The following is a 26,586-nucleotide window of genomic DNA, read 5'->3' as shown; positions in this document are numbered from 1 at the left end:
ACCACATGGTATTCCCCGGGCCATATTTGTTCAACTTATTTTTGCTAGGCTCCTTAGCTGACGCATCGACGATCCGAACATCCAACGGAACGCTTCCTTCGGCTCTCGACCGTTCATGGAAACGCCAGCAGTCCATGGTACGAACGAACGCTGCGGACCAGCGCCTCCTTACGCGAGACCACCCGGAGAACCGCCAAATCGACGCTCGTGGCCAGCAAGACAACACAAATGCACAAATTGCTCGGGCCTCGCTACGCTCGGCCCCAACGCAGCAAGCCCCCTCGGGCCATTGGCCAGCATGCCACGCCAGACACGGAAGCGAATCAATAATGGCTCAATGCTGGGGCGGGACACAAACGCAGCGGAACCCGGGGATCGGGCCCCAGAGCGTGACGGCATCGCCGCCGTCCCGGTGCGCCGAGCGCAGGTTCTTGGGCGAACCGACGACGAGACCGCCGCGCAGAACCCGCCTGCCGTCTCCCGTCGCAGTTTCGGGGTCGACGAAGCTGCCCGACTCGTAGTCTGCCTAGAAGTCGCGCGTCCATTCCTCCGCGTTGCCGTGCATGTCATGGAGACCCAGCGGGTTGGGAAGTTTCTGTGCGACTGGATGAGCCTGTCGTCCAGAATTGTCGGCAAACCAGGCATGGCGACCGAATTGCGTCTCGTCGTCGCCGAAAGGCCAGCGCGTTCGGCTGCCGCCGCGCGCGGCGTATTGCCACTGCGCCTCGCTCGGCAGATCGTCGCGCGGCGAATGCTCGGGAAAGGCGCGCGCGTATTGCGCGTTGGTCGTTTCGCTCGCCGAGATCTGGAACGCGGACAGCGTCACGATGCGCGGTGGATCGACGATCTCCGATTCGTAGGCCATCGGCTCGCCCGGCTGCGAACCCATCGTGAAACTGCCCGGGTAGACCCATACCCACTCGATTCCGCCGACGTTCTCCCGCTCCCACTCCGGCCCGCTCGCGATGCGTGCGTCGCCGCCCTGCGCGACGACGCGCCACGGCAGCGCTGCCGCGGCAACTGCCTTCGCTCCGGCGAAGTTCAGCGCACGCGCCATCGGCGACGACGACGAGCACCTGCGTCCGTCGGTCCAGCTCCGGGTTGCTGCCGAGCCAATCGTCCAGGTGGGGAGCCCAGTCCAACCCGACCAGGACCGGATCGGCGCTGCCCCAGTCGAGCAGGCGAATCGCCAGTTGCCGGGCCGCGCGCTCGTGGTACGGCGCGCAGCAGGACGCTGCTGTCCGCCGGTTGCAGCGCGTTTTCGCCGGCTTGCCAGCACCACCTCGCGGGAACTTCGGCGCCGCCGGCGAGCCCCGGCAGCGTCACGCTGGCACGCGCACTGCCGAGCGTGACGCGGTAGGCGCTCTGCCCGTCGCGTGGGACGAGGCGCAGCGTCTGTGCGGCGAACACCGGGTGCTCCTGGATCGCTCCGCCGAGCAACAGGCGCGGGGGATTACCGGCCCGCCAGTGAACAGTCCGGCAGCAAAGCCGAGCTCGCGCAGGCGGTGGCGGGTGGTCGGCGGCTGCGCGGCGAAACTCCAGTTGAGGTAGATGTACTGGCCGTCGCCGTCGCCGTCGCGATTGCGTCGACGATGTTCGGCGGCGACAAATTCGCCGAGGCGCTGCTCGATTTCGGCGCGCAGTTGGTCGCCGGCGAGTTCGCACAGGCGATCGGCGGCAGCCCCGGGATCGATGGCGAACTGCAACAGCGCGCGTTCGAGCTGCCAGCGGCGGTTGGCAAGCGAGTTCCTCCACGGCAACAGCGGATTTTCCTGCTGCTCCTTCTGCCGCTCGGCGTCGGTGTAGCGCTCGCTCCACCAGGCGATCGCGCGCTTCGCCAGATCGCCGTCGGCCAGCGCCCGGTCGTCCGACGCCTCGCAGCGCAGCAGCCAGTTGATCAGCCGCCGGCGCTCGCGCGGCTCGGCAGCGGCAGCGACGATGCGGTCGAGCTGCCAGCGGATCTGCCGGCAGATGCAACTCTGCACAGAGGCGGATCGCGGCGGCGGCGTCGGCCTGGTCTCCGCCGAGCGAGACGACCGCGACCCATTGTCGCAGTGCTCCCCATAGCCGCGACTCGACCGGTGCCAGTGCCGCGGGGTCGCTGCCGACCCCGCCGAGCCAGTCGGCAAGCCGGGGCAAGGGGACGGCTTCGAGCGGCACCGTGCAGTCCGCGAACAGTGCGGCAAGCTGCTCGCCGCGCGGCGAGCAGGCGACGAAGCACAGGCGCGGCCACTGCGCGAGCGCACGCAACAGGCGCAGCGCCTGTTGCCGGTAGAGCGAATGTTCGAGGCGCTGTCGCAGACCTTCGCCATCGGTCAGGATGGTGACCAGCGCCTGGCGGCCCTGGCCCTCTTCGGCGAGCGGCCGATAGCCGGGCTGCCCGGGGCAGTCGACGCGCAGCGGCAGGTCGGTGAACTGGCCCTAGCGGGCGTTGAGCCCGTCCGCACGCAGTGTCGCCAGCAGTTCGCCAGCGACCTGCCTCGCCAGTGGTCTTTCGAAATGGGGGTCGAGCCAGAACCACACCGCGCGCTCGTACGCCGCCGGCAGGAAGTGCATGCGCACGCATCCGCGGGCACGCGCCGTAGCGTCGACGGTGTGTGGCAGATCCAGCCGGCGCGTGGGGTCGTCGGCGATGAACTGCTCGATGTTCCAGACGAGCTGGCGTCGGCGGCGCGGGTCGGTCGGCCCGCGCTCGCCGCGCGCGGGCGTCGGCAGCGGCTGCCAGCCGACGCCGCGGTGCGTGGACGGCAACGCTTCGATGACCGGAAAGCGCTGCCGGTAACGCCACCAGACGAAAGCGGCGATCGCCAGCGCGCGCGCCGAGCAGCGCCAATGGCAGCGGTCCGAGTCGCGGCGGCACGCGAATCGCCGCCGGCTCGACGGCGTCGACGCGTCAGGTCCAGAACTTGTCGACCGGCTGGTCGGGCAGCTCGGGGTCGCCAGCCGTGGCTACCGCCGGCGGCAGCGGCACGCCCGCGGGTTCGTCCCGTATATTGACGAGGGGGGGATGGTGGCGGTGGCGGCCAAATCGCCGAAACGAGTGCCGCGAGCACGAGCAGCGTCGCGGCGGCGAGCAGCAGGCGTTGCCGCCAGTCGGGCGGTGGCGGCGGGGGCGGCGAAGCGGATTGGCTGGCAGATCGCGGCCCCTCGTCGCTCGCCGCGGCTGCCGGCGTGCGCGCGGCCGCGTCGGCCATCGCCGCCTGTGCGGCCAGTCGGCGTCGTGCTCGGGGCAACAGGCGACGAACAGCGCGTCGAAAGTCCGGCGCTGCGCCGGCGTTCTGGCGAGCAGCGCGGCGAGCAGCGCTTTCAGGCCGCAACGGTCGAGCCGTGGTTGGTGTGCTTCTGGCTCACCAGCAGGAAGACGATGCTCGATGCGGCCAGCGCCTGCTCGATTTCCCGATACCAGCGGTCGCCGACTTCGATTCGCTTCCTGTCGTACCAGACCGCGTCCCGGAGCATGCGATTCGCTTCCAGCGCGGTCGCCATCTCGCGGCAGTACTGCGCGTCCTGGTGACTGTAGCTGATGAAGATCCTGCCGGCCATGGGCGGCTTCCTTTCCGGGCAAGGCCCTGCAACCCGCTTGCCACGAGTCTGCGCAACGCGGTTGCCGACGGACGCCGAAGACCGGCTCAAGTCGTCGCGCGTGCTGCCGATATCTCCCAGTGATCCGCAGGCACGCAACGGCAGCCGACGGAAAAGCGCGGTTCCTGCTTCGAAGCGGGCTGCCGGCGTGCTGGCGGAGTGCCGCCGGCGCCGCCACGCCGCGATGGTGGCCGCGCGAATTGTCGAAAGAGGGTCTGCTCCGGTATAATCGGCCGGCTTGCAAAGATTCGAGCGGGAGGGCTGCCTGGCCGTCCCGCTTTTGCGTATCTGTAGGTCGGACAGACGCCAAATTCAACTGCAACATGCACAGGAGCCCTGCGTGTCCTTGTTACCCTCTCTTCCGCCCGCGATTCTCGCGCTGGCCGATGGCACGATTCTCCGCGGCCTGGCGGTCGGCGCCGGAGGCCGTTCCAGCGGCGAAGTCGTGTTCAATACGGCGATGACCGGTTACCAGGAGATACTGACCGATCCATCTTACTGCCGCCAGATCGTCACGCTGACCTACCCGCACATCGGAAACGTCGGTTGCAATGACGAGGACTTCGAGTCCGCCCGCAACCACGCTGCCGGGCTGGTGATTCGCGATCTGCCGCTTCGTGCCGAGAGCTGGCGCCTGCAGGAAACGCTGGGGGAATATCTGCAGAAACACCGCATCGTGGCGATCGGCGGCGTCGATACGCGCAAGCTGACCCGCATCCTGCGTGAAAGGGGTGCGCAGGCGGGATGCATCATGGCCGTCGACATCGACGAACAGCAGGCGATCGACGAGGCACGCGCCTTTCCCGGTCTTGCCGGGATGGATCTTGCCAAGGTGGTGAGTGTTGCCGACGCTTACGAATGGTCGGGCGGCAAGTGGGGTCTGCAGGGTTATCGAGCCGCACCCGCGCCACAGTTGCATGTCATCGCCTACGATTTCGGCGTCAAGCACAACATCCTGCGCATGCTGTCCGCGCGCGGCTGCCGGGTGACCGTCGTGCCGGCCCAGACCAGCGCGCGTGCAGTCCTTGCGCAGCAGCCGGACGGGGTGTTCCTTTCCAACGGTCCTGGCGATCCCGAACCGTGCGACTACGCGATCTGCGCGATCCGCGAGATGCTTGCCGCCGGCACGCCGATCTTCGGCATCTGTCTTGGTCACCAGTTGCTGGCGTTGGCTTCCGGCGCGAGGACGATGAAGATGAAGTTCGGCCACCACGGAGCCAACCACCCGGTCAAGGATCTGCGTACCGGGCAGGTCCTGATTACCAGTCAGAACCACGGCTTCGCGGTCGACGCCGATTCCCTGCCGGCCAACCTGGTGACGACGCACGTCTCGCTGTTCGATGGATCGCTGCAGGGGGTCGCGCGCACGGACGTGCCGGCGTTTTCCTTTCAGGGGCACCCGGAAGCGAGCCCGGGTCCGCACGACATTGCCGGCCTCTTCGACCGCTTCGTGGAAATGATGCAAGAGCAAAAGGTCCGCCATGCCCAAGCGCACTGACCTCAAGAGCATTCTGATCATTGGCGCCGGTCCGATCGTCATCGGCCAGGCCTGCGAGTTCGATTACTCCGGCGCGCAGGCGTGCAAGGCGCTGCGCGAGGAGGGGTTCCGGGTGATCCTGGTGAACTCGAATCCGGCGACGATCATGACCGATCCCGACATGGCCGACGTGACGTATATCGAGCCGATCACCTGGCGCGTGGTCGAAAAGATCATCGCCAAGGAGCGGCCCGACGCGCTGCTGCCGACCATGGGCGGGCAAACGGCGCTCAACTGCGCGCTCGATCTGGCCCGCCATGGCGTCCTCGAACGCTTCGGCGTCGAGATGATCGGCGCCACCCGGCAGGCCATCGACAAGGCCGAGGATCGGGAGAAGTTCAAGGCGGCGATGACGGCGATCGGTCTCGGTTCGGCGCGTTCGGCGGTGGCGCACTCGATGGAGGAAGCGCTGCAGGTGCAGGCGATGATCGGCTATCCGGCAATCATCCGTCCGTCGTTTACGATGGGCGGCTCCGGTGGCGGCATTGCCTACAACCAGGAAGAGTTCGTCGAGATCTGCAAGCGCGGCCTGGAGGCCAGCCCGACCCGAGAGCTGCTGATCGAGGAGTCTCTGATCGGGTGGAAGGAATTCGAGATGGAGGTCGTCCGCGACCACAAGGACAACTGCATCATCGTCTGTTCGATCGAGAACCTCGACGCGATGGGAGTGCACACTGGTGACTCGATCACCGTCGCGCCGGCGCAGACGCTGACCGACAAGGAATACCAGATCATGCGCGATGCCGCGGTGGCGGTGCTGCGCGAGATCGGCGTCGATACCGGCGGTTCGAACGTGCAGTTCGCCATTTGCCCGCAGGACGGGCGGATGATCGTCATCGAGATGAACCCGCGCGTGTCGCGTTCCTCTGCGCTGGCGTCGAAGGCGACCGGCTTTCCGATTGCCAAGGTGGCGGCAAAACTGGCGGTCGGGTACACGCTGGACGAACTGGCCAACGACATCACCGGTGGCCGCACTCCGGCGTCGTTCGAACCGTCGATCGACTACGTGGTGACCAAGGTACCGCGCTTCGCCTTCGAGAAGTTTCCCGAGGCCGACTCGCGCCTGACGACGCAGATGAAATCGGTCGGCGAAGTCATGGCCATCGGACGCACTTTCCAGGAGTCTCTGCAAAAAGCCCTGCGAGGCCTCGAAATCGGCGCCGACGGCTTCGACGAACGGAGCGTCGACCGCGAGGAAATCGAAACCGCGCTCAGCGAGGCGCGCCCGGAGCGAATCTGGTACGTTGCCGACGCTTTCCGCATCGGTCTCGGCCTGGACGAGATTCATCGCCTGACGGCGATCGATCCATGGTTCCTGGCGCAGATCGAGGATCTGTACCAGAAGGCCGAGCGCATCCGCGGAAGGCAGCTCAGATCACTTTCCCGCGACGAGCTGTGGTATCTGAAGCGCGCAGGCTTTTCCGACAAGCGCCTGGCGACGCTGATGAGAACGACGCAGACGGCGGTTCGCGGGCGCCGCCACGAGCTGGGCGTGCGCCCGGTCTACAAGCGTGTCGATACCTGTGCGGCGGAGTTTGCGACCGACACTGCCTACATGTACTCGACTTACGAGGAGGAGTGCGAGGCGAATCCCAGCGACCGCAAGAAGATCATGGTCCTGGGTGGCGGCCCGAATCGCATCGGGCAGGGAATCGAATTCGACTACTGCTGCGTGCATGCGGCGCTCGCGCTGCGCGAAGACGGTTACGAGACGATCATGGTCAACTGTAACCCGGAGACGGTATCCACTGACTACGACACTTCCGACCGCCTCTACTTTGAGCCCCTGACGCTCGAGGACGTGCTGGAGATCGTTGCCGTCGAGAAGCCCGTGGGCGTCATCGTCCAGTACGGCGGTCAGACGCCGCTCAAGCTGGCGCGCGACCTCGATGCCAACGGCGTACCGATCATCGGTACCAGCCCGGACATGATCGACGCAGCCGAGGACCGCGAACGGTTCCAAAAGCTGCTTCAGGAACTCGGTCTCCGGCAGCCGTCGAACCGCACCGCGCGCACCGAATCCGAGGCCTTGCGTCTGGCCGCCGAAATCGGCTACCCGCTGGTGGTTCGACCGTCGTACGTGTTGGGTGGCCGGGCGATGGAAATCGTCCACGAGGAGCGCGACCTCGAACGCTACATGCGGGAGGCGGTCAAGGTGTCCAATGATTCACCGGTACTGCTCGACCGCTTCCTGAACGACGCCTGCGAGGTGGACGTCGACGCGATCTGCGATGGCGAACGGGTGTTCATCGGCGGGGTGATGGAACACATCGAGCAAGCCGGCGTGCACTCGGGCGATTCCGCGTGTTCGTTGCCGCCGTATTCGTTGTCGGTCGAACTGCAGGATGAACTGCGCCGACAGACGCGCTTGATGGCCAAAGGTCTGCAGGTCTGCGGCTTGATGAACGTTCAGTTCGCGATCCAGAGGGGGGTGGTTTTTGTCCTCGAAGTAAACCCGCGTGCGTCGCGCACGGTACCCTTCGTCTCCAAGGCCACGGGTCTGCAACTCGCAAAGATCGCAGCCCGCTGCATGGTGGGACAGTCGCTCGCCAGTCAGGGAGTTACCGAGGAGGTGATTCCGTCGTATTTTTCGGTGAAGGAGGCGGTCTTTCCCTTTGCCAAATTCCGCGGCGTCGATACCATCCTTGGCCCCGAAATGAAATCTACCGGCGAGGTGATGGGAGTCGGCCTGAGCTTTTCCGAGGCTTTCGTCAAGAGTCAGATGGCGGCAAGCGTGCGCCTGCCGAGTTCGGGGCAGGTCTTCGTCAGCGTCAAGGAATCGGACAAGGCGAAAGCGGTGAATATCGCTCGCGAGCTGCAGGCGGCGGGCTTCACTTTGCTCGCGACACGCGGTACCGCGGCGGCCATCGCGGCGGCTGGAATCGCTGTCACCCCGGTGAACAAGGTGACGGAAGGGCGCCCGCATGTGGTCGACATGATCAAGAACAACGAGGTGGTTCTGATCATCAACACCGTTGACGAAAAGCGCAAGGCGATCAGTGACTCGCGCTCGATCCGTACCTCCGGGTTGGCGGCAAGGGTGACCATCTACACGACGATCTGGGGCGCCGAGGCGGCAGCAGCCGGGATCAGGAACCGCGGGGAGCTGGTTGTCTATCCGATACAGGATTTGCACGCGCAATTGCATTGAGTTGTTCATCCAATCCATCGTCGGCGCCGCCGGGCGAGCGGGCGTCGGCGTTTTCGTTGGCCAGACGATATGAGCAAAGTACCCGTGACCGTGACCGGCGCTGAAAAGCTGCGTGCCGAACTGCATCATCTGAAGACCGTCGAGCGACCGCGTGCGATCGCGGCAATTGCCGAGGCGCGTTCGCATGGGGACCTCTCGGAAAACGCCGAGTACGATGCAGCCAAGGAGCGACAGGGATTCGTCGAAGGTCGCATCAAGGAAGTGGAAAACAAGCTGGCGAACGCCCAGATCATCGATCCGAAGCTGCTAGACGCCGACGGTCGCTGCGTTTTCGGTGCAACGCTCGATCTCGAGGATCAGGAAACCGGCCGCAGCGTGAGTTATCAGATCGTCGGCGAGGATGAAGCCGATATCAAGGCGGGCAAGATTTCGATCAATTCGCCGATCGCGCGTGCGCTGATCGGCAAGTTCGCTGGTGATATCGCCGAGGTGCAGGCACCGGGCGGCATTCGCGAGTATGAAGTGATCGAAGTCCGCTACGAGTGATCGCGATGCGACGCTTGGCCGACGCGTTGTACGACGTTGCGCTGACCTTCTGGGTCGGCGGCATGTGGGCGATTGGCTATCTCGTTGCGCCGACGCTCTTCGCCACCTTGAGCACCGACCGGCAAATGGCGGGCGTGCTCGCCGGCAGGCTGTTCGAATGGATCGGCTGGGTGGGGCTCGGCTGCGGCGGCTACCTGCTGTTGTTCATGCTGCTGCGCGGGCGCAGCGCCGTCTTGCGGCGGCGCAATTTCTGGCTGGTCTTGCTCATGCTGTTGCTCACTCTCGTCAGCCTCTTCGGCCTGCAACCGCTGTTGGCGCAACTGAAGGCCGATGCCCTGCCGCGAGAGGTGATGGAGAGCATTCTGCGCGACCGCTTTGTCGCCTGGCATGGCGTGTCGAGCATCCTTTATCTGGTGCAGAGTCTGCTTGGCTTGCTGCTCGTCACCGGCGCTGGCAGGAGCGCCCGATAAGGAAACGAAGTTGCTTGCCGCGGCCGCTCAGGGACCGTCGCTGTGCAGCGGATTCAGTCCTGTTGATCCCGGAAGCTGCGTTTGCTGCGATAGGTCACAGGCGGTCTGGCGCGCGTCCTTGGTGCCGCGCCCGATGGGTCGGGACGCGGACGCCAGATCACCAGCAGCTTGCCGATGTGTTGTACAGGTGCCGCATCCAGGCGTTCGCAAAGCGCGGTCAGAAAGCTTTCACGGGCGTCGCGGTCTTCGTTGTAGATTCGGATCTTGATCAGTTCGTGGCTGGCGAGACAGGTGTTGATTTCCTTGACGACGGCTTCGGAAAGGCCGTTCCGGCTGATCGAAACCACCGGCTGCAGGGAGTGGGCACGGGCGCGCAGGGCGCGACGTTCGTCGGATCCAAGGTTGAGCATGCCGGGTACCTTTGATAAATTCCTCATTCTAACGAGTTTCCACCAGTGAATCGAAGCAAAGCGAGCAATGCCTGGTTACGTGAACACGTGCGTGACAGCTACGTACAGCGTGCCAGGGCTGCAGGCTATCGCTCGCGTGCCTCGTACAAGCTGCTGGAGATCGATGACAAGGATCACCTGATTCGTGCCGGCGATGTCGTCGTCGACCTGGGGGCGGCTCCGGGAGGCTGGTCGCAGGTGGCGGCCGAACGGATGCACGGCAAGGGCCGCATCGTTGCCGTCGATCTCCTTGCGATGGAACCCTTGCGCGGCGTCACTTTCGTGCTGGGTGATTTTCGCGAGCAGGCGGTACTCGACGTGCTTGAAAGGCTGCTGGGCGGCGAAAAGCCGAGACTTGTGCTTTCCGACATGTCGCCCAACATCTCCGGGGTCGCTGTCCGCGACCAAGCGCAGAGCACGCATTTGGCCGAATTGGCCCTGGATTTCGCTCGCAAGTGGCTGCAACCGGACGGCGCCTTTTTGGTCAAAGTTTTCCAGGGTCGAGGTTTTCCCGATTTTCTGCTGGAAATGCGCAAAACGTTCCAGATGGTGTGTTCGCGCAAGCCGGGCGCTTCGCGGGACCGCAGCCCGGAAGCGTACTTGCTCGGCCGGAATCTGAAGGCTTGAGAAGGTCGTCGATCTTGCTCTTGCAAGCGCGAATCAGTTTAGAATGTACGATGTCTAAATTCGTGCGATGGCACGTTTTTCCGAAGCATGCCGCGATGGGCAACAGGGAAGAGGTGAAGTATTGAATAACATGTTCAAGAATCTGGCAGTCTGGCTGGTGATCGGGCTCGTCCTGATGACGGTCTTCAACCAGTTCAATAACCGCCAGGTCACCCAGTCGTCGATGGAGTACTCGCAGTTCATCGAGGAAGTGGGCAAGGGAACCATTGCCAAGGTAGTGATCGAAGGGCGCGTGCTCAAGGCGACGACCACCGACGGTCGCAAGCTGACGAGTTACGCGCCGCCGGATTTGTGGATGGTGTCCGACCTCTTGAAACATGGGGTCAAGATCGAAGCGAAGCCGGAAGAAGAGCAATCCTTCCTGATGAGCATCTTCGTCAGCTGGTTCCCGATGCTGCTGCTGATCGGCGTCTGGATCTTCTTTATGCGTCAGATGCAGGGTGGCGGTCGCGGCGGGGCTTTCTCTTTTGGCAAGAGCAAGGCCCGCTTGCTCGATGAATCGACAAATACCATTACTTTCGCCGATGTCGCGGGTTGCGACGAGGCCAAGGAAGAAGTCTCCGAACTGGTCGATTTCTTGCGCGATCCATCGAAATTCCAGAAACTTGGCGGTCGCATCCCGAAGGGCGTGCTGTTGGTGGGCAACCCGGGTACCGGCAAGACCTTGCTGGCGAAAGCGATTGCCGGCGAGGCGAAGGTGCCGTTCTTCTCCATATCTGGGTCGGATTTCGTCGAGATGTTTGTCGGGGTCGGTGCGGCCCGCGTGCGGGACATGTTCGAGAATGCCAAGAAGCATGCGCCATGCATCATCTTCATCGACGAGTTGGATGCCGTCGGGCGTCAGCGCGGCGCCGGCCTGGGTGGCGGCAATGACGAGCGCGAGCAGACTCTCAACCAGATGCTGGTCGAAATGGACGGATTTGAAGCCAGCGTTGGCGTCATCGTGATCGCTGCGACCAACCGCCCGGACGTGCTCGATCCGGCGCTGATGCGACCGGGCCGTTTCGACCGGCAGGTGGTCGTTCCGCTGCCGGACATCCGCGGCCGTGAGCAGATTCTCGTGGTACATATGCGCAAGGTCCCGCTGTCGCCCGACGTAAAGGCCGACATCATCGCACGCGGGACTCCCGGGTTTTCGGGCGCCGATCTGGCCAATCTGGTCAACGAAGCGGCACTGTTCGCAGCGCGCGGCAACAAGCGTCTGGTCGATATGGAGGATTTCGAGAAGGCCAAGGACAAGATCATGATGGGTGCGGAGCGCCGCAGCATGGTGATGAACGAGGACGAAAGGCGCAACACCGCGTACCACGAGTCCGGTCACGCGGTGGTTGCCAAACTGATGCCGAAATCGGACCCGGTGCATAAGGTGACGATCATTCCGCGTGGTCGTGCTCTTGGCCTGACCATGCAATTGCCGGAAGAGGACCGCTACGCGTACGACCGGGTCTATCTGATGAGTCGGATTGCCGTTCTCTTTGGTGGCCGCATCGCCGAAGAGCTGTTCATGAACCAGATGACCACCGGTGCCTCGAATGACTTCGAGAGAGCCACTCAGATGGCGCGTGACATGGTTACTCGGTATGGCATGTCCAATGAACTGGGTCCGATGGTTTACGGGGAAAACGAGGGTGAGGTGTTCCTCGGGCGCTCGGTGACCACGCACAAGAACCTCTCGGAAGCGACGCTGGAAAAGGTCGATCGGGAAATCCGTCGCATCATCGACGAGCAATACGCCCTGGCACGGGGAATTCTCGAGGCGAATCGGGACAAGGTCGAGGCGATGGCTGCTGCTCTGCTCGAACTCGAAACCATAGATTCCGACCAGATCAACGACATCATGGAAGGCAAACCGCCGCGGCCTCCCAAGCAGCCGCAAACGTCCACCCCGAGCAAGCCGGACCACAATACGCCGGACGCCGCGCCAAGCGCTACCGCACCGGCCTGAATCACAAAAATTCCTGAAGACGGAGTTGGGGAATGCCGTCGCAGTCCTCCGCGGCAATGCTTCAGTGCGGCGGCTTCCGGCTGCCAGGTGCCGGCACGCTGGTGATGGCCATTGTCAATCTGACGGCCGATTCCTTCTCCGGCGATGGTTTGGCAGGCGATCCGGTGCGTGCCGTAGCCTATGCCCGTCGACAGATTGAAGCAGGCGCCGACCTGCTCGACATCGGTGCGGAGTCGTCGCGACCGGGTGCAGTGCCGGTTTCCGTGGACGAAGAGCTCCGTCTGCTGCTGCCCGTCCTCGATGCACTCGCGGGCTGCGGCGTGCCGATTTCGGTCGATACCTACAAGCCCCGGGTGATGCGGGCGGCACTGGCGCACGGAGCTTCGATGATCAACGACATCTACGCGCTTCGCATGCCAGGGGCGCTCGCTGCAGTGGCGGACAGCGACTGTGCGATCTGTCTGATGCATATGCAGGGGGATCCATCGAGCATGCAGAAAAACCCCGTCTACAGTGACGTCCTCGATGAGGTACGGTGCTTCCTGCGCGAACGCGTGGCGGCGGCCAGCGAGGCCGGAATTGCGCGCGAGCGTCTGCTGCTCGATCCTGGCTTTGGCTTCGGCAAGACCGTGCAGCACAATCTCGAACTGCTGCGCCGGCTTGAGCAGTTGTCGATGGAAGGGCTTCCCGTATTGGCAGGCCTGTCACGCAAGTCGATGCTCGGCGCGGTGACCGCGCGCTCGGTCGAAGATCGTGTGGCAGGGAGTATCGCCGCAGCTCTTCTGGCTGCACAGCGCGGTGCACGCATCCTGCGAGTTCACGATGTTGCGCAGACGCGCGACGCGTTGGCCGTCTGGCGTGCCGTGGAAGGCCAAGGGGAGCGCAGCACCGAAATAGAGATGTGTCTTACTTGACATTCTCGTCCGCAGCATTTGCGTAGAATGCTGTTTGTCAGGTTGTCTGCGCTCATGGGGAGAGAAGATCGTGTCAAGAAAGTATTTTGGTACCGACGGCGTGCGTGGTCGCGTCGGAGACGTCCCGATAACACCCGATTTCGTCATGCGTCTGGGTCACGCAACGGGCAGAGTTCTCGCCGCACAGGACAATGCGCGTAGTCACGTCAAGGCGGGAGAGCGTCCGGCGGTCCTGATTGGAAAGGACACCCGGATTTCCGGCTACATGATGGAAGCGGCGCTGGAGGCAGGTCTGTCGGCAGCCGGTGTCGATGTCTGTCTCGTCGGGCCGATGCCCACACCAGCCATCGCGTACCTTACCCGAGCCCTGCGCCTGCGCGCCGGGATCGTCATTTCCGCGTCGCACAACCCCTACTACGACAACGGAATCAAGTTCTTCTCGGCTTCGGGCACCAAGCTCCCGGATGACGTGGAGTTGGAGATCGAGGCAGCACTCGACGAGCCTCTGGCCTGTGTGCCCTCGGCCGGTCTCGGTCGTGCGCGGCGGATCGACGATGCGGACGGGCGTTACATCGAGTTCTGCAAGAGCACCTTTCCGTTCGAGATGGACTTGCGGGGCCTCAAGATCGTCGTCGACTGCGCCAACGGCGCCGCCTATCACATTGCGCCACATGTGTTTCACGAATTGGGTGCCGAGGTCAGCACTATCGGCACCGAGCCCAATGGCCTCAACATCAACCAGGATGTCGGGGCGACGGCCCCCCAGGCCTTGCGCGAGGCCGTCCTGGCGCAAGGAGCCGACATCGGGATTGCCCTTGACGGTGATGGCGATCGGGTGATGATGGTCGATGCCGAGGGCAACATCTACGATGGAGATCAGCTGCTTTACGCCGTCGTTCGCGGCCGTCTGCGGCAGGGGCGGGTGGCGGGCGTCGTGGGAACCTTGATGAGCAATCTTGCGCTGGAACATGCGCTGGCCGAGTGTCAAGTACCGTTTGTCCGCGCCGATGTTGGCGACCGCTACGTGATGGACATGTTGCGGCAGAAAGGGTGGCTTTATGGTGGCGAAAACTCCGGCCACATTCTCTGTCTCGACCGGCATAGCACGGGCGATGGCATCGTTTCCGCCCTGCAAGTCCTTGCCACGCTACGTGAAGAGGGGGGCGACCTGCAACAGCTTCTCGGAAATCTCAAACTCTACCCGCAAAAGTTGATCAATGTCGCATTGAGCAGGGGTTTTCCGTGGAAGGAGCATCCCTTGATTGATGCCACGAAGCGTGAGGTCGAAGCCGAACTCAACGGCTGTGGACGGGTCCTGCTGCGTGCGTCGGGCACCGAGCCGCTGCTGCGCGTCATGGTGGAAGGCCAGGATGCGGCGACTGTCTGTCGGGCTGCTGAGACGTTGGCCGCCGCCGTGCGAGAAGCCGTCTCGTCGTGAGCAGTTGGCCCCGCAGCGGTGCGACGCGCTGCCGGGGTCCCGTCACGGTCACCGCCACTCGTGTCCGGACCGTCGCCAGAGTTCCTCAAAAAAGATCCTTGGAGGTGGTTGCCAACCGTGTTTATAATAGTCGGCTAAACTGTACTGCGATATTTTTTGAACTTGGGAAGAGCCGATGCCAGCCATACGCGTCAAGGAAAATGAGCCGTTCGAAGTTGCCATCCGTCGTTTCAAGCGTACCGTCGAGAAAACCGGGCTGCTGACCGAGTTGCGGGCTCGAGAGTTTTACGAGAAGCCTACGGCGGAAAGAAAGCGAAAACTGGCGGCAGCAGTCAAGCGTCACCACAAGCGGATGCGCAGCCAGACGCTACCACCCAAACTGTACTGACCCCCGATCGCTGCTGGCCAGATAGCCGCCCGTCTCACGACTGGCGGCTATTTCTGTTTTCGGCGCATTCCGGAGGAGGCGTGTTCGCCGCTCTCCGATGGCGGGCTGGTAAAACCCGGAAGGAAGCTGATGATGACCATCAAAGAACGGATCAACGAAGACGTCAGGAATGCCATGCGGGCGAGGGAGGCGAGACGAGTCGGTGCGCTGCGTTTGTTGTTGGCGGCGATCAAGCAAAGGGAGGTGGACGAGCGGATCGAACTCGACGACACGGCGGTGGTCGCAGTCATCAACCGAATGCTCAAGCAGCGGAGGGATTCGATCGCACAGTACGCTGCGGCCGGACGTCAGGATCTGGTCGATGCCGAAAGCTTCGAAATGGAACTCCTTGCCGGTTACCTGCCCGTCGGGCTTTCTGCGTCGGAGATTTCTGATGCAGTCACTACGGCTATCGCCGAAACCAGTGCCCGCGGTCCGGCGGACATGGGTAAGGTGATGGCCGTTCTGCGGGCGAAGCTGGCTGGTGGAGCAGACATGGGCGAAGTCTCGCGCCTGGTGAGGTCGCGACTGACGGGCTCCTGAACGATTTCCTGGCCGACCTGGCCTCCCGCCCAAGGGGACACGTTGATCCCGGAATCTTTCATCCAGGACTTGCTGTATCGGGTCGACCTGGTTAACCTGATTGAAGGCTACGTACCGCTCAAGAAGACAGGCGCGAACTTTGCCGCCTGCTGTCCGTTCCACAGCGAGCACTCGCCCTCCTTCACAGTCAGCCCAAGCAAGCAGTTCTACCATTGCTTTGGATGCAACGCGCACGGCAACGCGATCAGTTTTCTCATGGAGTATGCGGGCCTCGGCTTTATCGACGCCGTCAAGGAACTCGCCGCGCGCAGCGGACTGCAGCTCCCCGACGATCACGCAACGACGCCCCGGCAGGGTCAGCAAGTGCAGCTTCTCGGCGAAACCATGGCTCGCGCTGCGAAGTTTTACTACCAGAAGCTCAAGGTTTCCGAAAAGGCGATAGCCTACCTGAAGGCGCGTGGCGTCAGTGGGGAAGTCGCTCGTCGGTTCGGCCTCGGTTATGCCCCGGAGGGGTGGCAGAATCTTGCCGCCGCCTTCGACGACTACGGCAGCCCCGCTCTGCAAGTGGCCGGCCTGGTGATCGCTGGCGAGCGAGGGCGCCTGCACGACCGCTTCCGCGATCGGCTGATGTTTCCAATTGCCAACCAGAGGGGAGATGTGATCGCCTTCGGCGCGCGGGCCTTTGGACAGAGTCAGCCGAAATACCTCAACTCGCCGGAGACGCCGCTGTTCGAGAAAGGGCGCGAGCTGTTCGGTCTGCCGCAGGCGCGTACGGCGATTCGTGAAAGCGATACGGTAATTGTTGTCGAAGGCTATATGGACGTCGTGGCTCTGGTACAGCATGGAATCGGCAATGCCGTGGCGACACTTGGGACGGCGACTACCGGTGTGCAGGTGCAGAAGCTGCTGCGCCAGGCGGAACGCATCGTATTTTGTTTTGATGGGGACGTTGCCGGGCGCAAGGCGGCTTGGCGAGCGCTCGAAAACAGCCTGGAGGTACTTGCCGAACGCAAGGGCATTGCCTTTGTGTTTCTCCCGGAGGGCGAAGACCCGGACAGCTTCGTACGCAAGCACGGCAGGGATCCGTTCCTTCGACTGGTCACTCAGGCGATGCCGCTCTCCGACTTCCTGCTGCGGGAGTTGTCGGGGCAATGCGACCTGGGTAGTGCCGAAGGCCGGGCGAGACTGCTTGCCGAGGCAAAGCCGCTGCTTGTCCGCCTGCGTTCACCGTTGCTGAGATTGCAACTCGTCAAGCGCTTGGCGCAGGTCAGCGGCTTTTCGCAAGCCGAGGTGGAAGAACTGTGCGAGCTTCGCCCGCTGGAGCGAGTGGCGCCGCCACGCGCTCCGCGGCAAGCGCCCTCTCTGCTGCGGCCTTTGTTGCGATTGCTGCTGCAAAAACCGAAACTCGCCGGTGATCTGCCTCTCGAATCATTACCGGACAATATGGCCGAAGCCCGGGCAGTTCGTCTGCTATGTGCAACGATTGCTGCTGCCGGAGAGCAGGCGCCGGCCTACCCGGTGCTGCTCGAAAGGCTCCGGGGCAATGAGTACGAGAGCATTCTACGGGCAGCAGCGGCTGAACTAATGCACGAGCCTTTTGCCGAAGACCAGATCGACGCGGTGTTCGAGGGCGCAGTGGGACGGTTGCTGGAGAGCGAGCACAGGCGCGCCTTCGCACGCTTGCAGGAAAAGGTTCAGAAGCTTGGCGTCAGCGGCCTTTCGAGTGAGGAAAAGAGCCACTATCTGGCGTTGCTGGCGAGCGGGCCGACGGGACGGGGAGCAGGCGTCCGAAGCCCAGGTGCGATATAATTAAGGGTTTTTCCAGTTTATTGTCTTTGGGAAATGGTCATGGTAAGGGACAAGTCGGTAACCACGAAGGCGGCGAAAGCCAAGGCAGCGGCAGACCTGCTGGCGCAGGTTGGAACCCAGCCAACACCGGTGGACGACGAGACGCGCAAGATGCGCCTCAAGACACTGATCAAGCTCGGCAAGGAACGCGGCTTTCTGACCTACGCCGAAATCAATGACCATCTTCCGGACGACGTCGTTGACGCCGAGCAGATAGAAAGCATCATCAGCACCTTCAACGACATGGGGATCCAGGTCTACGACGAGGCTCCCGATGCGGAGACGCTGCTGATGTCGGATGCGACACCTGCGGCAGGTGCGGACGACGCCGATGTCGAGGAACAGGCAGAGCAGGCGCTGTCTACCGTGGATTCGGAGTTCGGCCGGACGACCGACCCCGTGCGCATGTACATGCGCGAAATGGGTTCGGTCGAACTGCTCACGCGCGAGGGCGAAATCGAGATCGCCAAGCGTATCGAAGATGGCCTCAAGCACATGATCCAGGCAATCTCTGCCTGCCCGACGACGATTGCCGAAATCCTCAGCTGTGCAGACAGGATATCGCGCGATGAGATGCGCATCGACGAACTGATTGACGGACTGATCGATCCCGAGATTGACGAGTCGCTGGAAGCGCTCGCGGAAGAGGTCGTGGAAAGCGAGGACGAGGAGGATGAGGATAGCGCAGAAGCCGTGGAAGGCGCCGCTGCTGCCGCTTCATTGCTCAAACTGAAGACCGAAGGGCTGGAACGTCTGGAACTGATCCGAACCTATTACGCGCAGGCGCGCAACATATTGCCGAGGAAAGGCTCGCAGGACAAGGCGTACCTGCGGTTGCAGCAGCAGATCTCGGAAGAGATGATGGGGATTCGCTTCACCTCGAAAACCATCGAGCGCCTGTGTGATTCGGTACGCGCCATGGTCGAGGAAGCACGGGCCTGCGAGCGAAAGATTCAGAGGATCTGCGTTGATACGGTGCGGATGCCGCGTGTCCATTTCATCAAGGTGTTCCCGGGAAACGAACTCAACATCGACTGGGTCGACGCCGAAATCGTCGCCGGTGGAAAGACCTATGGCGCGATCCTTTCCCGTAACGCGCCCAACATCAAGGAAGAGCAGCGCAAATTGCTCGCCCTGCAGGATCGCATTGGCATTCCTCTGAAAGAACTGAAGGACATCAATAAGCAGATGTCCACCGGCGAAGCCAAGGCGCGCCGCGCCAAGCGCGAGATGACAGAAGCCAATTTGCGATTGGTGATCTCCATTGCCAAGAAATATACCAACCGCGGCCTGCAATTTCTCGACCTCATCCAGGAGGGCAACATCGGTCTGATGAAGGCCGTAGACAAGTTCGAATACCGGCGTGGCTACAAGTTTTCGACCTATGCCACGTGGTGGATCCGGCAAGCAATCACTCGTTCGATCGCCGATCAGGCGCGCACGATCCGTATTCCGGTGCACATGATCGAAACGATCAACAAGATGAATCGCATTTCACGCCAGATTCTGCAGGAGACCGGTGTCGAGGCCGACCCGGCAACGCTGGCCAAGAAGATGGAGATGCCGGAGGAAAAGATCCGCAAGATTCTCAAGATCAGCAAGGAGCCGATCTCGATGGAAACCCCGATCGGCGATGACGACGACTCGCATCTTGGCGACTTCATCGAGGATCACGCGACTCTCGCACCCACCGAAGCTGCGCTTTATTCTAGCTTGCGCTTCATCACCAAGGATGTGCTGGACACCTTGACGCCCCGCGAGGCAAAGGTGCTGCGCATGCGCTTCGGCATCGAAATGAATACCGATCACACTCTCGAGGAAGTCGGAAAGCAGTTCGATGTAACGCGTGAACGCATTCGCCAGATCGAGGCCAAGGCACTTCGCAAACTTCGCCACCCGTCACGCTCGGACAAGTTGCGCAGCTTCCTTGACAATGGCAACGGCTAGCCGCGGCCACAGCATCGGCCCTGCCACTATCCTCGTTGGGTAACCGAAGCAGCGTATGCATCTGGCGACCACGGTGGGTGGAAGCCAGATGCACACGGCGTAGCCGAGGTATACGGCGCTCAATCCAGCCGCGCATCGGCCGTTGTCTGTACGAGATTCCGGCTGGAACGGGCACTCCGTCAGCGGCGACGGCGTAGCGACACGCCGGCAAGACCGAGACTCAGCAATGCCAGGGTTCCAGGCTCCGGGACCTCGCCGCGAAGCGCTATACCGTCGTTGATGCATTCCTCGAAAAAGTGTGCGGTGAACGTTCCCTGGGGCAGTGAGGAAAGATCGACCGAGAAGCCGAAGACGTTGCTGCCGGCGGCGGAAAAGTGGGCAAAGTCCAGGCCGAGCGCGGCGAGGGCCACCGGGTTGAGCAGGTTGATGTCGGCCACCTTGGTACCGGTTGCGATGTTTGGGAACATTCCGCCATTGCCGAGATAGTTGATCACGTCGGTCGTCGTGCTCAAGTCGCCCATCGCCTGGCTTGCCGCGCCGAAGCCATGGTTGTAGTAGTCCTGCAGTGTGGCGTAGCCGGAATTCTGCGGCGCAAGATTGGTTACCGTAACGTTCTGGAAAAGACCCAGCGTCGTATTGCTGCCGCCGACGTTGCCGAGCGAATCGTTGGCGCTGGCGAAACGAATCGCATAGACTCTTGCATCGGTGAACTTGGCCTGCGTGTCGAGGTTGTGTGCGGAGAAATTGAGGTACATTTCACCGGGGGCCACGCTACCATTCAGCGCCGACCCCCATGGGACTCCGGCCAGCGGCATCCCGCCGCTGATTGCGAAGTAGCCGGTGGATCCCGACTGACGAAAGGCAAGACCGAGTTCCTCGAAGCTGGCACCGCCGGAGCCATCGCCGAACGAGTCGATCGCGTAATTCCAGCCATTGTAGATCGTACCTGCATTGCCGATACCCGGGGCGGCCATTGTCAGCGCGAGCAGACTGCAGGCAACGACAGGGGCGAGGCGCCTACGCTTGCCGCCAGCGACCGCTGAGGAAGCACTCGATGGAGAAGCCAAGCCTCGTAGTCCGAGGGTCTTGCGTAATTTGGTTTTCATGGTATATTCCTACGGTCGTTTTCGTAATCCAAAAGGTTGGCAAGTCGCTTTTCCCCCGGTTAAGCTTGAGCAATGACGGCAATCATTGCGGCTTGGGCCGGGTAAGCCAAGCATCGCGTTTCCTGGCTTTGGACGGCTGGCAGTTCGCGAAGCGAAGCGGTAAAGGCGAATCCGAATGGCTGACTCGACTTCGGGGCGTAGTGTCTCTCTGCGAGGCGTCAGGGGGCTATGAACTACGTCACGAGGGTTGGACTTTTCCAAGACTGGCGGCCGCGTCGTCCGATTTTCGGGGGAGACGGCCAGCTTGTGCAGGAATCAGTGCCCGGGAGCAACCGCTTCCCTAGTGGTTTTCCCCGCCCCTTCGTGAACTATCTCTTCGACTTCCGGTGGTCGTCGCAGCAGATCCTCTGGAACTCGATTGGCGCGCCGTGCCGTAGTATCTGCGCCGATTGCCTGTGCTCTTTTCTGTCCACTGTTAGGCGTGGAGCGCCGGACATTCATCGGGAAGTCGTCACGCTGGCAGGCAACGACCTGGGCAATCTGCACGCGGGATTGGTACTCCGGCCGCTCCTGTCATGAGCTACTCGCTTTCGAAGCGCATCCTGGACCTTTCTCTCGCCAGCGTGGCGGTCGCGCTGCTGTTGCTACCGGCAGTACTGCTTGCTCTTCTGGTCCGGCTCACGTCGCCGGGGCCAGCACTCTATTGGTCCGACCGTGTGGGCCGCCATAACCGGGTTTTCAGAATGCCCAAGTTCCGCAGCATGCGCTTGGGTACCCCCGCCGTGGCGACGCATCTGCTGACGGATCCGCAGGCACGGCTGACACCAATTGGTTCCTTTCTGCGCAAGTCCAGCCTCGACGAGCTGCCCCAGTTGTGGAGCATTCTGGTCGGAGATATGAGCTTCGTCGGGCCGCGCCCGGCGCTTTACAATCAGCTTGATTTGATTGCGCTACGGACCGAACGCGGAGTGCACGAGCTGCTGCCTGGCTTGACCGGCTGGGCGCAGGTAAACGGTCGGGACGATGTGCCGATCTCCGAAAAGGTCGAACTCGACAGCGAATACCTGCAGAGACGGTCTCTTCCGCTGGATCTCCGGATATTGTGGCTGACTTTCGTCAAGGTCCTGCTGCGCGAAGGCGTCAGCCACTGAGGACAGGGCACCTGCCTGCAGAGTCGCGCCGAGACCCGGTCTGGAGGGAGGTCGTGGGTCCGACGCGCCGTGACATGGCCAGGTGGTCATGGCGTTACAGATTCGCCAGCGTTGCCAATGGGAAGGACGCGAACGCTCTCCGCGCTCAAAGGCGCCGAGCGACCGGCAAAGCATCGACAGCGGGCAGCGATTGGGTGGCGGCCCAGGGAATTTCCGGGCAGCATCACCTTAACCGTTGGCAGCGCGGATTTCCGGGACTTCCCAGACGCGCACACCTGGAGGGGGGTGCTCGATCGAACGCAGCAACGCGATCGCCATTTGCTCGAGGTTGACCAGACCCAGCCGCTGTGCGGCCTCGCGCGTACCCGGCAGTCGTTCGCACAGGGCGTACGCGGGTAGCAGCAGCAGCGGCCAGCGGTGGCCAGGCCCGAGTACATACCACGGGCGAAGGATGCTGGCGGCAATCCCGCTGGCACGGATCATTGCCTCGGCTTTCGCACGTGCGGCGACATAGGCGTGCATTACCGGTGCCGGTTGCGCCACGCTGAGATAGACGAAATGCTGGACCGCCGATTCGCCGGCGGCAGTCAATGCCGCGCGCGCAGAGGCGAAATCTATGGTCTGAAACTGCTCCACCTTGCCCGGTCCGGGATGCGCGACGCCCACCAGATGCACCAGCGTGTCAGCGCCTCCGATCTGTTGCATGTAGCTCGTGGCGTCGAGTGCGTCGCCGAAGACGACACGGCAACTCGGAACGAGTTTGCTTGCCGATGTCGGTCGGGTCAGGGCGGCAACCCGATGCCCGCGCGCAATCAGCTTTGCGATGAGGTGGCGGCCGATGTAACCGGTACCGCCGGTCACGAAGACATGCATGCGCTCGCTTCCACCCGGTTATCAAGCGCCGTCTGGGGCAGGATGCGAGCCCATGCGCCAGGCAACTTCATCGGACGGTCACGATGTCGGCTTTCATCGGTCCCAGGATCGCCATGAGTTCGCCTCTCTCCTTCTCGGGGACCTTGAACTTGTCGAGGGTGCGGGTCAAATCTTCCGCCAGGGCATTGAAGTCAGCCTCGCTGATCTTCAGGTGTGCATGCGTCGACTTCATGTCGCGACCGGTGTATTGGCAGGGACCACCGGTGCCCGCACAAATTTGTTCGACGAGCAGCATTTTCAGGCGAGGAATGTTGGTATTCGCGAACTGGCCGTTGATGCGCTTGTCTGCCGCGACATTGGCGACAAAATCGTCGACGACGGCGGTGATTGCGGGTTGCCCGCCGAGGCGGTCATAAAGCGACGGCGGCTTTGGCGCCGGCGTGCCGGCGCACGCTGCCAGTGTCAGAGAGAGGGTTACTGCCGAAGTGGCTTTCCAGAAAGCTCCCATGATTTTCTCCTTTGTGATCGGTCTTGGAAAACATCGCGGCGGCTCGCCGTGATGTACCCGTAATACGAGGAGAAACATTTCCTGGATGCAGCGGACCGATGTCGCGCTGGCGACTGTACGTCGTCAGCGTCGCGCGAGCCTGCCCACATCTAGCCGGACAGCAGGTCGTACAGCGCCGCAAATTCCTCGGTCAGCTTGTGTCGCGGTTCGAGGTAGACCATGGGCATCGACTCGTGGTGCGACTCGCGAATCTTGATCGAGGCGGACAGGAATGTATCCAGGATAGGCAGTCCCTCGGCGCGCAACTCGTCGACCAGACGAAGCGGCAGCCTGGCCCGCGCCTGGTAGTGGTTTACCACGATGCCTTCGACGCGCAGGCCGCGGTTATGGTCCGCCCGAATCTCGCGAACACTGTCGAGCAGCGAATACAGTGCGCGGCGAGAGAAATCGTCGCAATCGAAGGGGATCAGGCAGGTGTCAGCAGCGATCAGCGCCGATCGAGTGAAAAAATTCAGCGCCGGCGGGGTATCGACGAAGATTTCGTCGAAAGTCCTGAGCTTTTCCAGCGCCTCACGCAGCTTGTACATCTTGTAGCGCGACTCGAGCTTGGATTGCACTTCTTCGAGTCTGGCATCGGATGGCAGAACGGCGAGATTGGAAAACCGGGTCGGCACGACGAAGGACTCCAGCGTTTCCGGAAACAGCTTGTAGCCGAGAATGTCCTCGAAAAAATTCGCCAGCGTCTTCTGCTGTTCGTCCAGCGCCTCGCCGAGCAGGTAGCGCGAAGCGTTCGCCTGTGGATCGAGATCGATCAGCAGGGTCCGCTTGCCGCGCACGGCGGCGATGGCGGCAAGATTGCAGGCGATCGTGGACTTGCCGACGCCCCCTTTCTGATTGAAAACCACTCGGCGCATGATATTTCCTCTTGGATGGAAAGGTCTTGGCCCAAGTTTAGCCAACTCGGGCAGTGGCGTCGAGGAGCAGGCGTACGCATGCCCGGTTCGATCATCCACGAACGCGTCATGCGCACCTGTTTGCGCGCCAGCCAGGCGATTTGCTCGGCCCGATGGCGATTCGGGGACGGCTGCGAGCGGAAATCCTTCGCTTGCAGATTCTCCGGCGGGCAGGGGCGGAAAGCGACTTCAGCAGGCGTCGGCCAGTACCCTGGTCAACCAGGACTCGACGTCGTGAAGTTCCTCAAGACATACGGAATGCTCCGTCGCGTAGCCTTGCCACTGCACCGGGTAATTCAGTGCCTTGAGCAGCTTGGCCGAGCGTTTGCCCAGTTCATAGGGAATGACCGCATCCGCCTGCCCGTGGGCCATGAAGATCGGCACGTCGCGATTGGCTGGCTGCGCTTCTGTGCTCAGGGTGTCGGTCATTGGCAGATAGCACGAGAGTGCCAGAATCCCGGCCAAGCGCCGGGAATGCCGCAGGCCGGTGTGCAGGGCAACGACTCCACCCTGCGAGAAGCCGGCGAGCACGATGCGGGAATCCGGGATCCCGCGTGCATTTTCGCGCGCGAGCAGCGCCTCGATCTTGGACGCTGATTCGCGTACACCCTCGCTTTCCTCGCGTCCCGGCGCGAAATCGGCAGAGACAATGTCATACCAGGCGCGCATCACGTAGCCGCCGTTAATGGTGACTGCCCGCATCGGCGCGTGCGGAAAGACGAAGCGGATCGCCGGCAACTGGTCAAAATCGAATTCGTCGACAATCGGCTCGAAGTCGTGCCCATCGGCGCCCAGACCGTGCAGCCAGATGATCGCGCACTGTGGGGATTCTCCAGTTTGTCGTTCGACCGTCGGCAGCAAGCCGCAGTCGGGAGTGGCGGGCGTCTTTTCGGCAGTCATCGGAAGAAACTCCTGGGGGTTGGTGGTGGTGCGAGCCCTGCCGGGCCCGGCGACAGCGCATGCCATTGACGATCCGCCAGCAAAGCGCCGTGCGAATCGTTGTGCCGCCGAGGATCAGGCCTTGCGAATCTGCGTCATGATCGCCTTGGTGATCGCGACCGTGCCGTCCTGGCCGCCGAGTTCGATCGGGCAGACGACGGTCAATGCCTTGTCGACTGCGTGTTCGAGAATGCGCGCGCCGTGCGCCAGGCGCGGCTCGCCGTGCTGGTCGGCCAGCCAGTCGAGCATCAGTGCCGCCGAAAGGATCTGCGCGATCGGGTTGGCAACGCCCTTTCCCGCGATGTCTGGCGCGCTTCCGTGCGCCGGTTGAAATACCGCGTGCCTCTCCCCGATGTCGGCCGACGGCGCCAGACCGAGGCTACCGACGACCCCGGCCGAGAGGTCGGAAAGTATGCCGCCAAAGGCGTTCTCGGTTACCAGTACGTCGAACTCCCATGGGGCCTTGACCAGCTTCATGGCCGTTGCGTCGACGTAGGCGTACTCCGCCGAAACTTGCGGGTGGCTGGCAGCCACCTCGCTGAACACCTTGCGGAAGAAGGCCATCGATGAAAGTACGTTGGCCTTGTCGACACACGTGACCTTGCCGGCACGCCGCCGGGTCTTGGCCCGGCGCTCGGCCAGCCGGAACGCGAATTCGGCAACCCGTCGACTGCCCTCGCGCGAGATTCTCATCGTTTCCCATGCCACGTCGTCCTCGAACGTCCCGCGCCGGTGCGAGTAGAGGAGACCTTCGGTCTGTTCGCGCACCAAGACCAAATCAATGCGAACGGCGCGTTTGTCGGCCAGCACGCGTGGCAGGCTTGGGTAGCTGCGGATCGGACGCAGACCGGCGTACAAATCCATTTCAAACCGCAGATCGAACTGGGTCGAAATTTCCGTTCCGTCCGGGTAGCGGACATCCGGCAAGCCGATCGCACCGAACAGCACTGCGTCAGCTTTCTTGCACTCGGCCATGCTTTCCGCCGAGAAGGCTGCGCCCGCTTTCTGGTAGTGCCCGGCACCGCCCTCGAGTTGTCGAAAGTCGAAGCCAACGCCACCCAGACGATCACGCAGCACTTCCAGCACCTGCAGACACGAACCGACGATTTCCGGGCCGATACCGTCTCCGGGGATGACGGCGATGCGAAAGCGGGAGTCTCTTTTCATGATTGTTCTTCCGTTGTCCTGACAGACCGGAGAGTAGGGTACGAGCGACCGCGTCACCACGAACGACCAAGGCGATCACCGGCAGGCGAACGCGCGAAGGTCGGTGAGTACCCCCGTGCCACCCGTCGCTCCACTGCGACATGGCCGCCCAGCGTCCATTCGGTGGCGCGCCAATCACTCCGAGACCGACGCAGGTTCACAGATAAAGAAAACGCGTGACTCGGTCAAGCGCTTTTTTCTTCCCGCGGGTCAATTTCTGCTTTCTGCCGGTGCTCGTCTCGCGCATCCGCGATCGCTTCGCAACGCCGGCGGCGCATCGTACCCGCCGCTTCTCCTCGATTTGCAGACGACCGTGTTGGCAACAAATAGACCTGTCCGGTTTTGTAGCACATGAATTGTCCGCTT

At 62.6% G+C, this 26,586-nt stretch carries 25 protein-coding genes; 13 read left to right on the top strand and 12 right to left on the bottom strand.

What is annotated here, in order from left to right; translation table 11 throughout:
• Positions 1 to 526: 526 nt before the first annotated feature.
• The 4 genes from NFV80_RS06785 to NFV80_RS06770 all read right to left on the bottom strand — a co-directional run bounded on the left by NFV80_RS06785 (position 527) and on the right by NFV80_RS06770 (position 3,543).
• Positions 527 to 1,057: a formylglycine-generating enzyme family protein gene (locus NFV80_RS06785; RefSeq protein WP_295330251.1), complete on the bottom strand. Its 531-nt coding sequence runs from the start codon at positions 1,055 to 1,057 to the stop codon at positions 527 to 529.
• 265 nt (positions 1,058 to 1,322) lie between these two features.
• Positions 1,323 to 1,985: a hypothetical protein gene (locus tag NFV80_RS06780; protein WP_295330248.1), complete on the bottom strand. Its 663-nt coding sequence runs from the start codon at positions 1,983 to 1,985 to the stop codon at positions 1,323 to 1,325.
• Between the two features lie 436 nt (positions 1,986 to 2,421).
• Positions 2,422 to 2,751, bottom strand: a complete 330-nt coding sequence (locus tag NFV80_RS06775) for a hypothetical protein (protein ID WP_295330245.1) — start codon at positions 2,749 to 2,751, stop codon at positions 2,422 to 2,424.
• Between the two features lie 555 nt (positions 2,752 to 3,306).
• On the bottom strand, positions 3,307 to 3,543 hold the full coding sequence (locus NFV80_RS06770) for a toll/interleukin-1 receptor domain-containing protein (protein WP_295330243.1): 237 nt from the start codon (positions 3,541 to 3,543) through the stop codon (positions 3,307 to 3,309).
• A 385-nt stretch (positions 3,544 to 3,928) separates the two neighbouring features.
• Between NFV80_RS06770 and carA the strand changes: the two genes are divergently transcribed.
• The 4 genes from carA to NFV80_RS06750 all read left to right on the top strand — a co-directional run bounded on the left by carA (position 3,929) and on the right by NFV80_RS06750 (position 9,286).
• Positions 3,929 to 5,080, top strand: a complete 1,152-nt coding sequence (carA, locus tag NFV80_RS06765; RefSeq protein WP_295330254.1) for a glutamine-hydrolyzing carbamoyl-phosphate synthase small subunit — start codon at positions 3,929 to 3,931, stop codon at positions 5,078 to 5,080.
• The gene (gene carB / locus NFV80_RS06760; protein WP_295330241.1) at positions 5,064 to 8,270 is read left to right on the top strand and encodes a carbamoyl-phosphate synthase large subunit; all 3,207 of its coding nucleotides are present in this window, start codon (positions 5,064 to 5,066) and stop codon (positions 8,268 to 8,270) included. Before carA ends, carB begins: the two co-directional genes overlap by 17 nt.
• A 69-nt stretch (positions 8,271 to 8,339) precedes the next feature.
• Positions 8,340 to 8,816 carry a transcription elongation factor GreA gene (gene greA, locus NFV80_RS06755; RefSeq protein ID WP_295330239.1) on the top strand — a complete coding sequence of 159 codons (477 nt, stop codon included), beginning with the start codon at positions 8,340 to 8,342 and terminating at the stop codon, positions 8,814 to 8,816.
• 5 nt (positions 8,817 to 8,821) lie between these two features.
• Entirely contained in the window at positions 8,822 to 9,286 is a 465-nt protein-coding gene (locus tag NFV80_RS06750) for a DUF4149 domain-containing protein (RefSeq protein ID WP_295330237.1), read from the top strand.
• A gap of 53 nt (positions 9,287 to 9,339) precedes the next feature.
• Here NFV80_RS06750 and NFV80_RS06745 read toward each other — a convergent pair whose 3' ends face one another.
• Complete coding sequence (locus NFV80_RS06745) at positions 9,340 to 9,723, bottom strand: YhbY family RNA-binding protein (protein WP_295330234.1); 384 nt, start codon at positions 9,721 to 9,723, stop codon at positions 9,340 to 9,342.
• 18 nt (positions 9,724 to 9,741) lie between these two features.
• Between NFV80_RS06745 and NFV80_RS06740 the strand changes: the two genes are divergently transcribed.
• The 8 genes from NFV80_RS06740 (at position 9,742) to rpoD (ending at position 19,484) form a co-directional block, all read left to right on the top strand.
• The gene (locus NFV80_RS06740) at positions 9,742 to 10,362 is read left to right on the top strand and encodes an RlmE family RNA methyltransferase (protein ID WP_295330232.1); all 621 of its coding nucleotides are present in this window, start codon (positions 9,742 to 9,744) and stop codon (positions 10,360 to 10,362) included.
• Between the two features lie 121 nt (positions 10,363 to 10,483).
• On the top strand, positions 10,484 to 12,367 hold the full coding sequence (gene ftsH / locus NFV80_RS06735; RefSeq protein ID WP_295330230.1) for an ATP-dependent zinc metalloprotease FtsH: 1,884 nt from the start codon (positions 10,484 to 10,486) through the stop codon (positions 12,365 to 12,367).
• A gap of 32 nt (positions 12,368 to 12,399) precedes the next feature.
• Positions 12,400 to 13,281, top strand: a complete 882-nt coding sequence (gene folP / locus NFV80_RS06730) for a dihydropteroate synthase (RefSeq protein ID WP_296758211.1) — start codon at positions 12,400 to 12,402, stop codon at positions 13,279 to 13,281.
• Between the two features lie 70 nt (positions 13,282 to 13,351).
• A complete protein-coding gene (glmM, locus tag NFV80_RS06725) occupies positions 13,352 to 14,719 on the top strand; it encodes a phosphoglucosamine mutase (RefSeq protein WP_295330257.1) in 1,368 nt (455 codons plus the stop codon).
• Positions 14,720 to 14,894: 175 nt separating this feature from the next.
• Positions 14,895 to 15,107, top strand: a complete 213-nt coding sequence (gene rpsU / locus NFV80_RS06720) for a 30S ribosomal protein S21 (RefSeq protein WP_012807257.1) — start codon at positions 14,895 to 14,897, stop codon at positions 15,105 to 15,107.
• 132 nt (positions 15,108 to 15,239) lie between these two features.
• Positions 15,240 to 15,689: a GatB/YqeY domain-containing protein gene (locus NFV80_RS06715; RefSeq protein ID WP_295330288.1), complete on the top strand. Its 450-nt coding sequence runs from the start codon at positions 15,240 to 15,242 to the stop codon at positions 15,687 to 15,689.
• Positions 15,690 to 15,731: 42 nt separating this feature from the next.
• Positions 15,732 to 17,498 carry a DNA primase gene (gene dnaG, locus NFV80_RS06710; protein WP_295330263.1) on the top strand — a complete coding sequence of 589 codons (1,767 nt, stop codon included), beginning with the start codon at positions 15,732 to 15,734 and terminating at the stop codon, positions 17,496 to 17,498.
• 39 nt (positions 17,499 to 17,537) lie between these two features.
• Positions 17,538 to 19,484 carry an RNA polymerase sigma factor RpoD gene (gene rpoD, locus NFV80_RS06705; RefSeq protein WP_295330266.1) on the top strand — a complete coding sequence of 649 codons (1,947 nt, stop codon included), beginning with the start codon at positions 17,538 to 17,540 and terminating at the stop codon, positions 19,482 to 19,484.
• A 179-nt stretch (positions 19,485 to 19,663) separates the two neighbouring features.
• On the opposite strand, the gene NFV80_RS06700 is transcribed toward rpoD, so the two are convergent.
• Positions 19,664 to 20,590: an XDD3 family exosortase-dependent surface protein gene (locus NFV80_RS06700; protein ID WP_295330269.1), complete on the bottom strand. Its 927-nt coding sequence runs from the start codon at positions 20,588 to 20,590 to the stop codon at positions 19,664 to 19,666.
• A gap of 575 nt (positions 20,591 to 21,165) precedes the next feature.
• Here NFV80_RS06700 and NFV80_RS06695 point away from each other — a divergent pair.
• Positions 21,166 to 21,741 carry a sugar transferase gene (locus tag NFV80_RS06695; RefSeq protein WP_295330272.1) on the top strand — a complete coding sequence of 192 codons (576 nt, stop codon included), beginning with the start codon at positions 21,166 to 21,168 and terminating at the stop codon, positions 21,739 to 21,741.
• Between the two features lie 228 nt (positions 21,742 to 21,969).
• Here NFV80_RS06695 and NFV80_RS06690 read toward each other — a convergent pair whose 3' ends face one another.
• From NFV80_RS06690 to NFV80_RS06665, 6 genes are all read right to left on the bottom strand, one after another.
• Positions 21,970 to 22,614, bottom strand: a complete 645-nt coding sequence (locus NFV80_RS06690; RefSeq protein WP_295330275.1) for an NAD(P)H-binding protein — start codon at positions 22,612 to 22,614, stop codon at positions 21,970 to 21,972.
• Positions 22,615 to 22,681: 67 nt separating this feature from the next.
• A complete protein-coding gene (locus NFV80_RS06685) occupies positions 22,682 to 23,122 on the bottom strand; it encodes a group 1 truncated hemoglobin (RefSeq protein WP_295330278.1) in 441 nt (146 codons plus the stop codon).
• A gap of 149 nt (positions 23,123 to 23,271) precedes the next feature.
• Positions 23,272 to 24,036 carry a ParA family protein gene (locus NFV80_RS06680; RefSeq protein WP_295330281.1) on the bottom strand — a complete coding sequence of 255 codons (765 nt, stop codon included), beginning with the start codon at positions 24,034 to 24,036 and terminating at the stop codon, positions 23,272 to 23,274.
• A 228-nt stretch (positions 24,037 to 24,264) separates the two neighbouring features.
• Positions 24,265 to 24,975, bottom strand: a complete 711-nt coding sequence (locus tag NFV80_RS06675; protein WP_295330284.1) for an alpha/beta hydrolase — start codon at positions 24,973 to 24,975, stop codon at positions 24,265 to 24,267.
• Between the two features lie 114 nt (positions 24,976 to 25,089).
• A complete protein-coding gene (locus NFV80_RS06670) occupies positions 25,090 to 26,181 on the bottom strand; it encodes an isocitrate/isopropylmalate dehydrogenase family protein (protein WP_295330286.1) in 1,092 nt (363 codons plus the stop codon).
• A gap of 224 nt (positions 26,182 to 26,405) precedes the next feature.
• On the bottom strand, positions 26,406 to 26,586 hold a 181-nt coding region (locus NFV80_RS06665; RefSeq protein WP_296758204.1), incomplete at its 5' end, for a hypothetical protein.

Source organism: Accumulibacter sp. (assembly GCF_023806565.1).
In the GTDB taxonomy this organism is placed as follows: Bacteria; Pseudomonadota; Gammaproteobacteria; order Burkholderiales; family Rhodocyclaceae; genus Accumulibacter.
This window is presented reverse-complemented; position numbering and strand designations above follow the sequence as displayed.

Bases quoted from the DNA above. Each gene is read 5' to 3' on its own strand.
- NFV80_RS06785 (WP_295330251.1), bottom strand. From the start codon at position 1,057: ATGGCGCGTGCGCTGAACTTCGCCGGAGCGAAGGCAGTTGCCGCGGCA.
- NFV80_RS06770 (WP_295330243.1), bottom strand. From the start codon at position 3,543: ATGGCCGGCAGGATCTTCATCAGCTACAGTCACCAGGACGCGCAGTAC.
- carB (WP_295330241.1), top strand. From the start codon at position 5,064: ATGCCCAAGCGCACTGACCTCAAGAGCATTCTGATCATTGGCGCCGGT.
- greA (WP_295330239.1), top strand. From the start codon at position 8,340: ATGAGCAAAGTACCCGTGACCGTGACCGGCGCTGAAAAGCTGCGTGCC.
- NFV80_RS06750 (WP_295330237.1), top strand. From the start codon at position 8,822: ATGCGACGCTTGGCCGACGCGTTGTACGACGTTGCGCTGACCTTCTGG.
- NFV80_RS06745 (WP_295330234.1), bottom strand. From the start codon at position 9,723: ATGAGGAATTTATCAAAGGTACCCGGCATGCTCAACCTTGGATCCGAC.
- folP (WP_296758211.1), top strand. From the start codon at position 12,400: ATGCCGTCGCAGTCCTCCGCGGCAATGCTTCAGTGCGGCGGCTTCCGG.
- rpsU (WP_012807257.1), top strand. From the start codon at position 14,895: ATGCCAGCCATACGCGTCAAGGAAAATGAGCCGTTCGAAGTTGCCATC.
- NFV80_RS06715 (WP_295330288.1), top strand. From the start codon at position 15,240: ATGACCATCAAAGAACGGATCAACGAAGACGTCAGGAATGCCATGCGG.
- rpoD (WP_295330266.1), top strand. From the start codon at position 17,538: ATGGTAAGGGACAAGTCGGTAACCACGAAGGCGGCGAAAGCCAAGGCA.
- NFV80_RS06700 (WP_295330269.1), bottom strand. From the start codon at position 20,590: ATGAAAACCAAATTACGCAAGACCCTCGGACTACGAGGCTTGGCTTCT.
- NFV80_RS06695 (WP_295330272.1), top strand. From the start codon at position 21,166: ATGAGCTACTCGCTTTCGAAGCGCATCCTGGACCTTTCTCTCGCCAGC.
- NFV80_RS06690 (WP_295330275.1), bottom strand. From the start codon at position 22,614: ATGCATGTCTTCGTGACCGGCGGTACCGGTTACATCGGCCGCCACCTC.
- NFV80_RS06685 (WP_295330278.1), bottom strand. From the start codon at position 23,122: ATGGGAGCTTTCTGGAAAGCCACTTCGGCAGTAACCCTCTCTCTGACA.
- NFV80_RS06680 (WP_295330281.1), bottom strand. From the start codon at position 24,036: ATGCGCCGAGTGGTTTTCAATCAGAAAGGGGGCGTCGGCAAGTCCACG.
- NFV80_RS06675 (WP_295330284.1), bottom strand. From the start codon at position 24,975: ATGACTGCCGAAAAGACGCCCGCCACTCCCGACTGCGGCTTGCTGCCG.
- NFV80_RS06670 (WP_295330286.1), bottom strand. From the start codon at position 26,181: ATGAAAAGAGACTCCCGCTTTCGCATCGCCGTCATCCCCGGAGACGGT.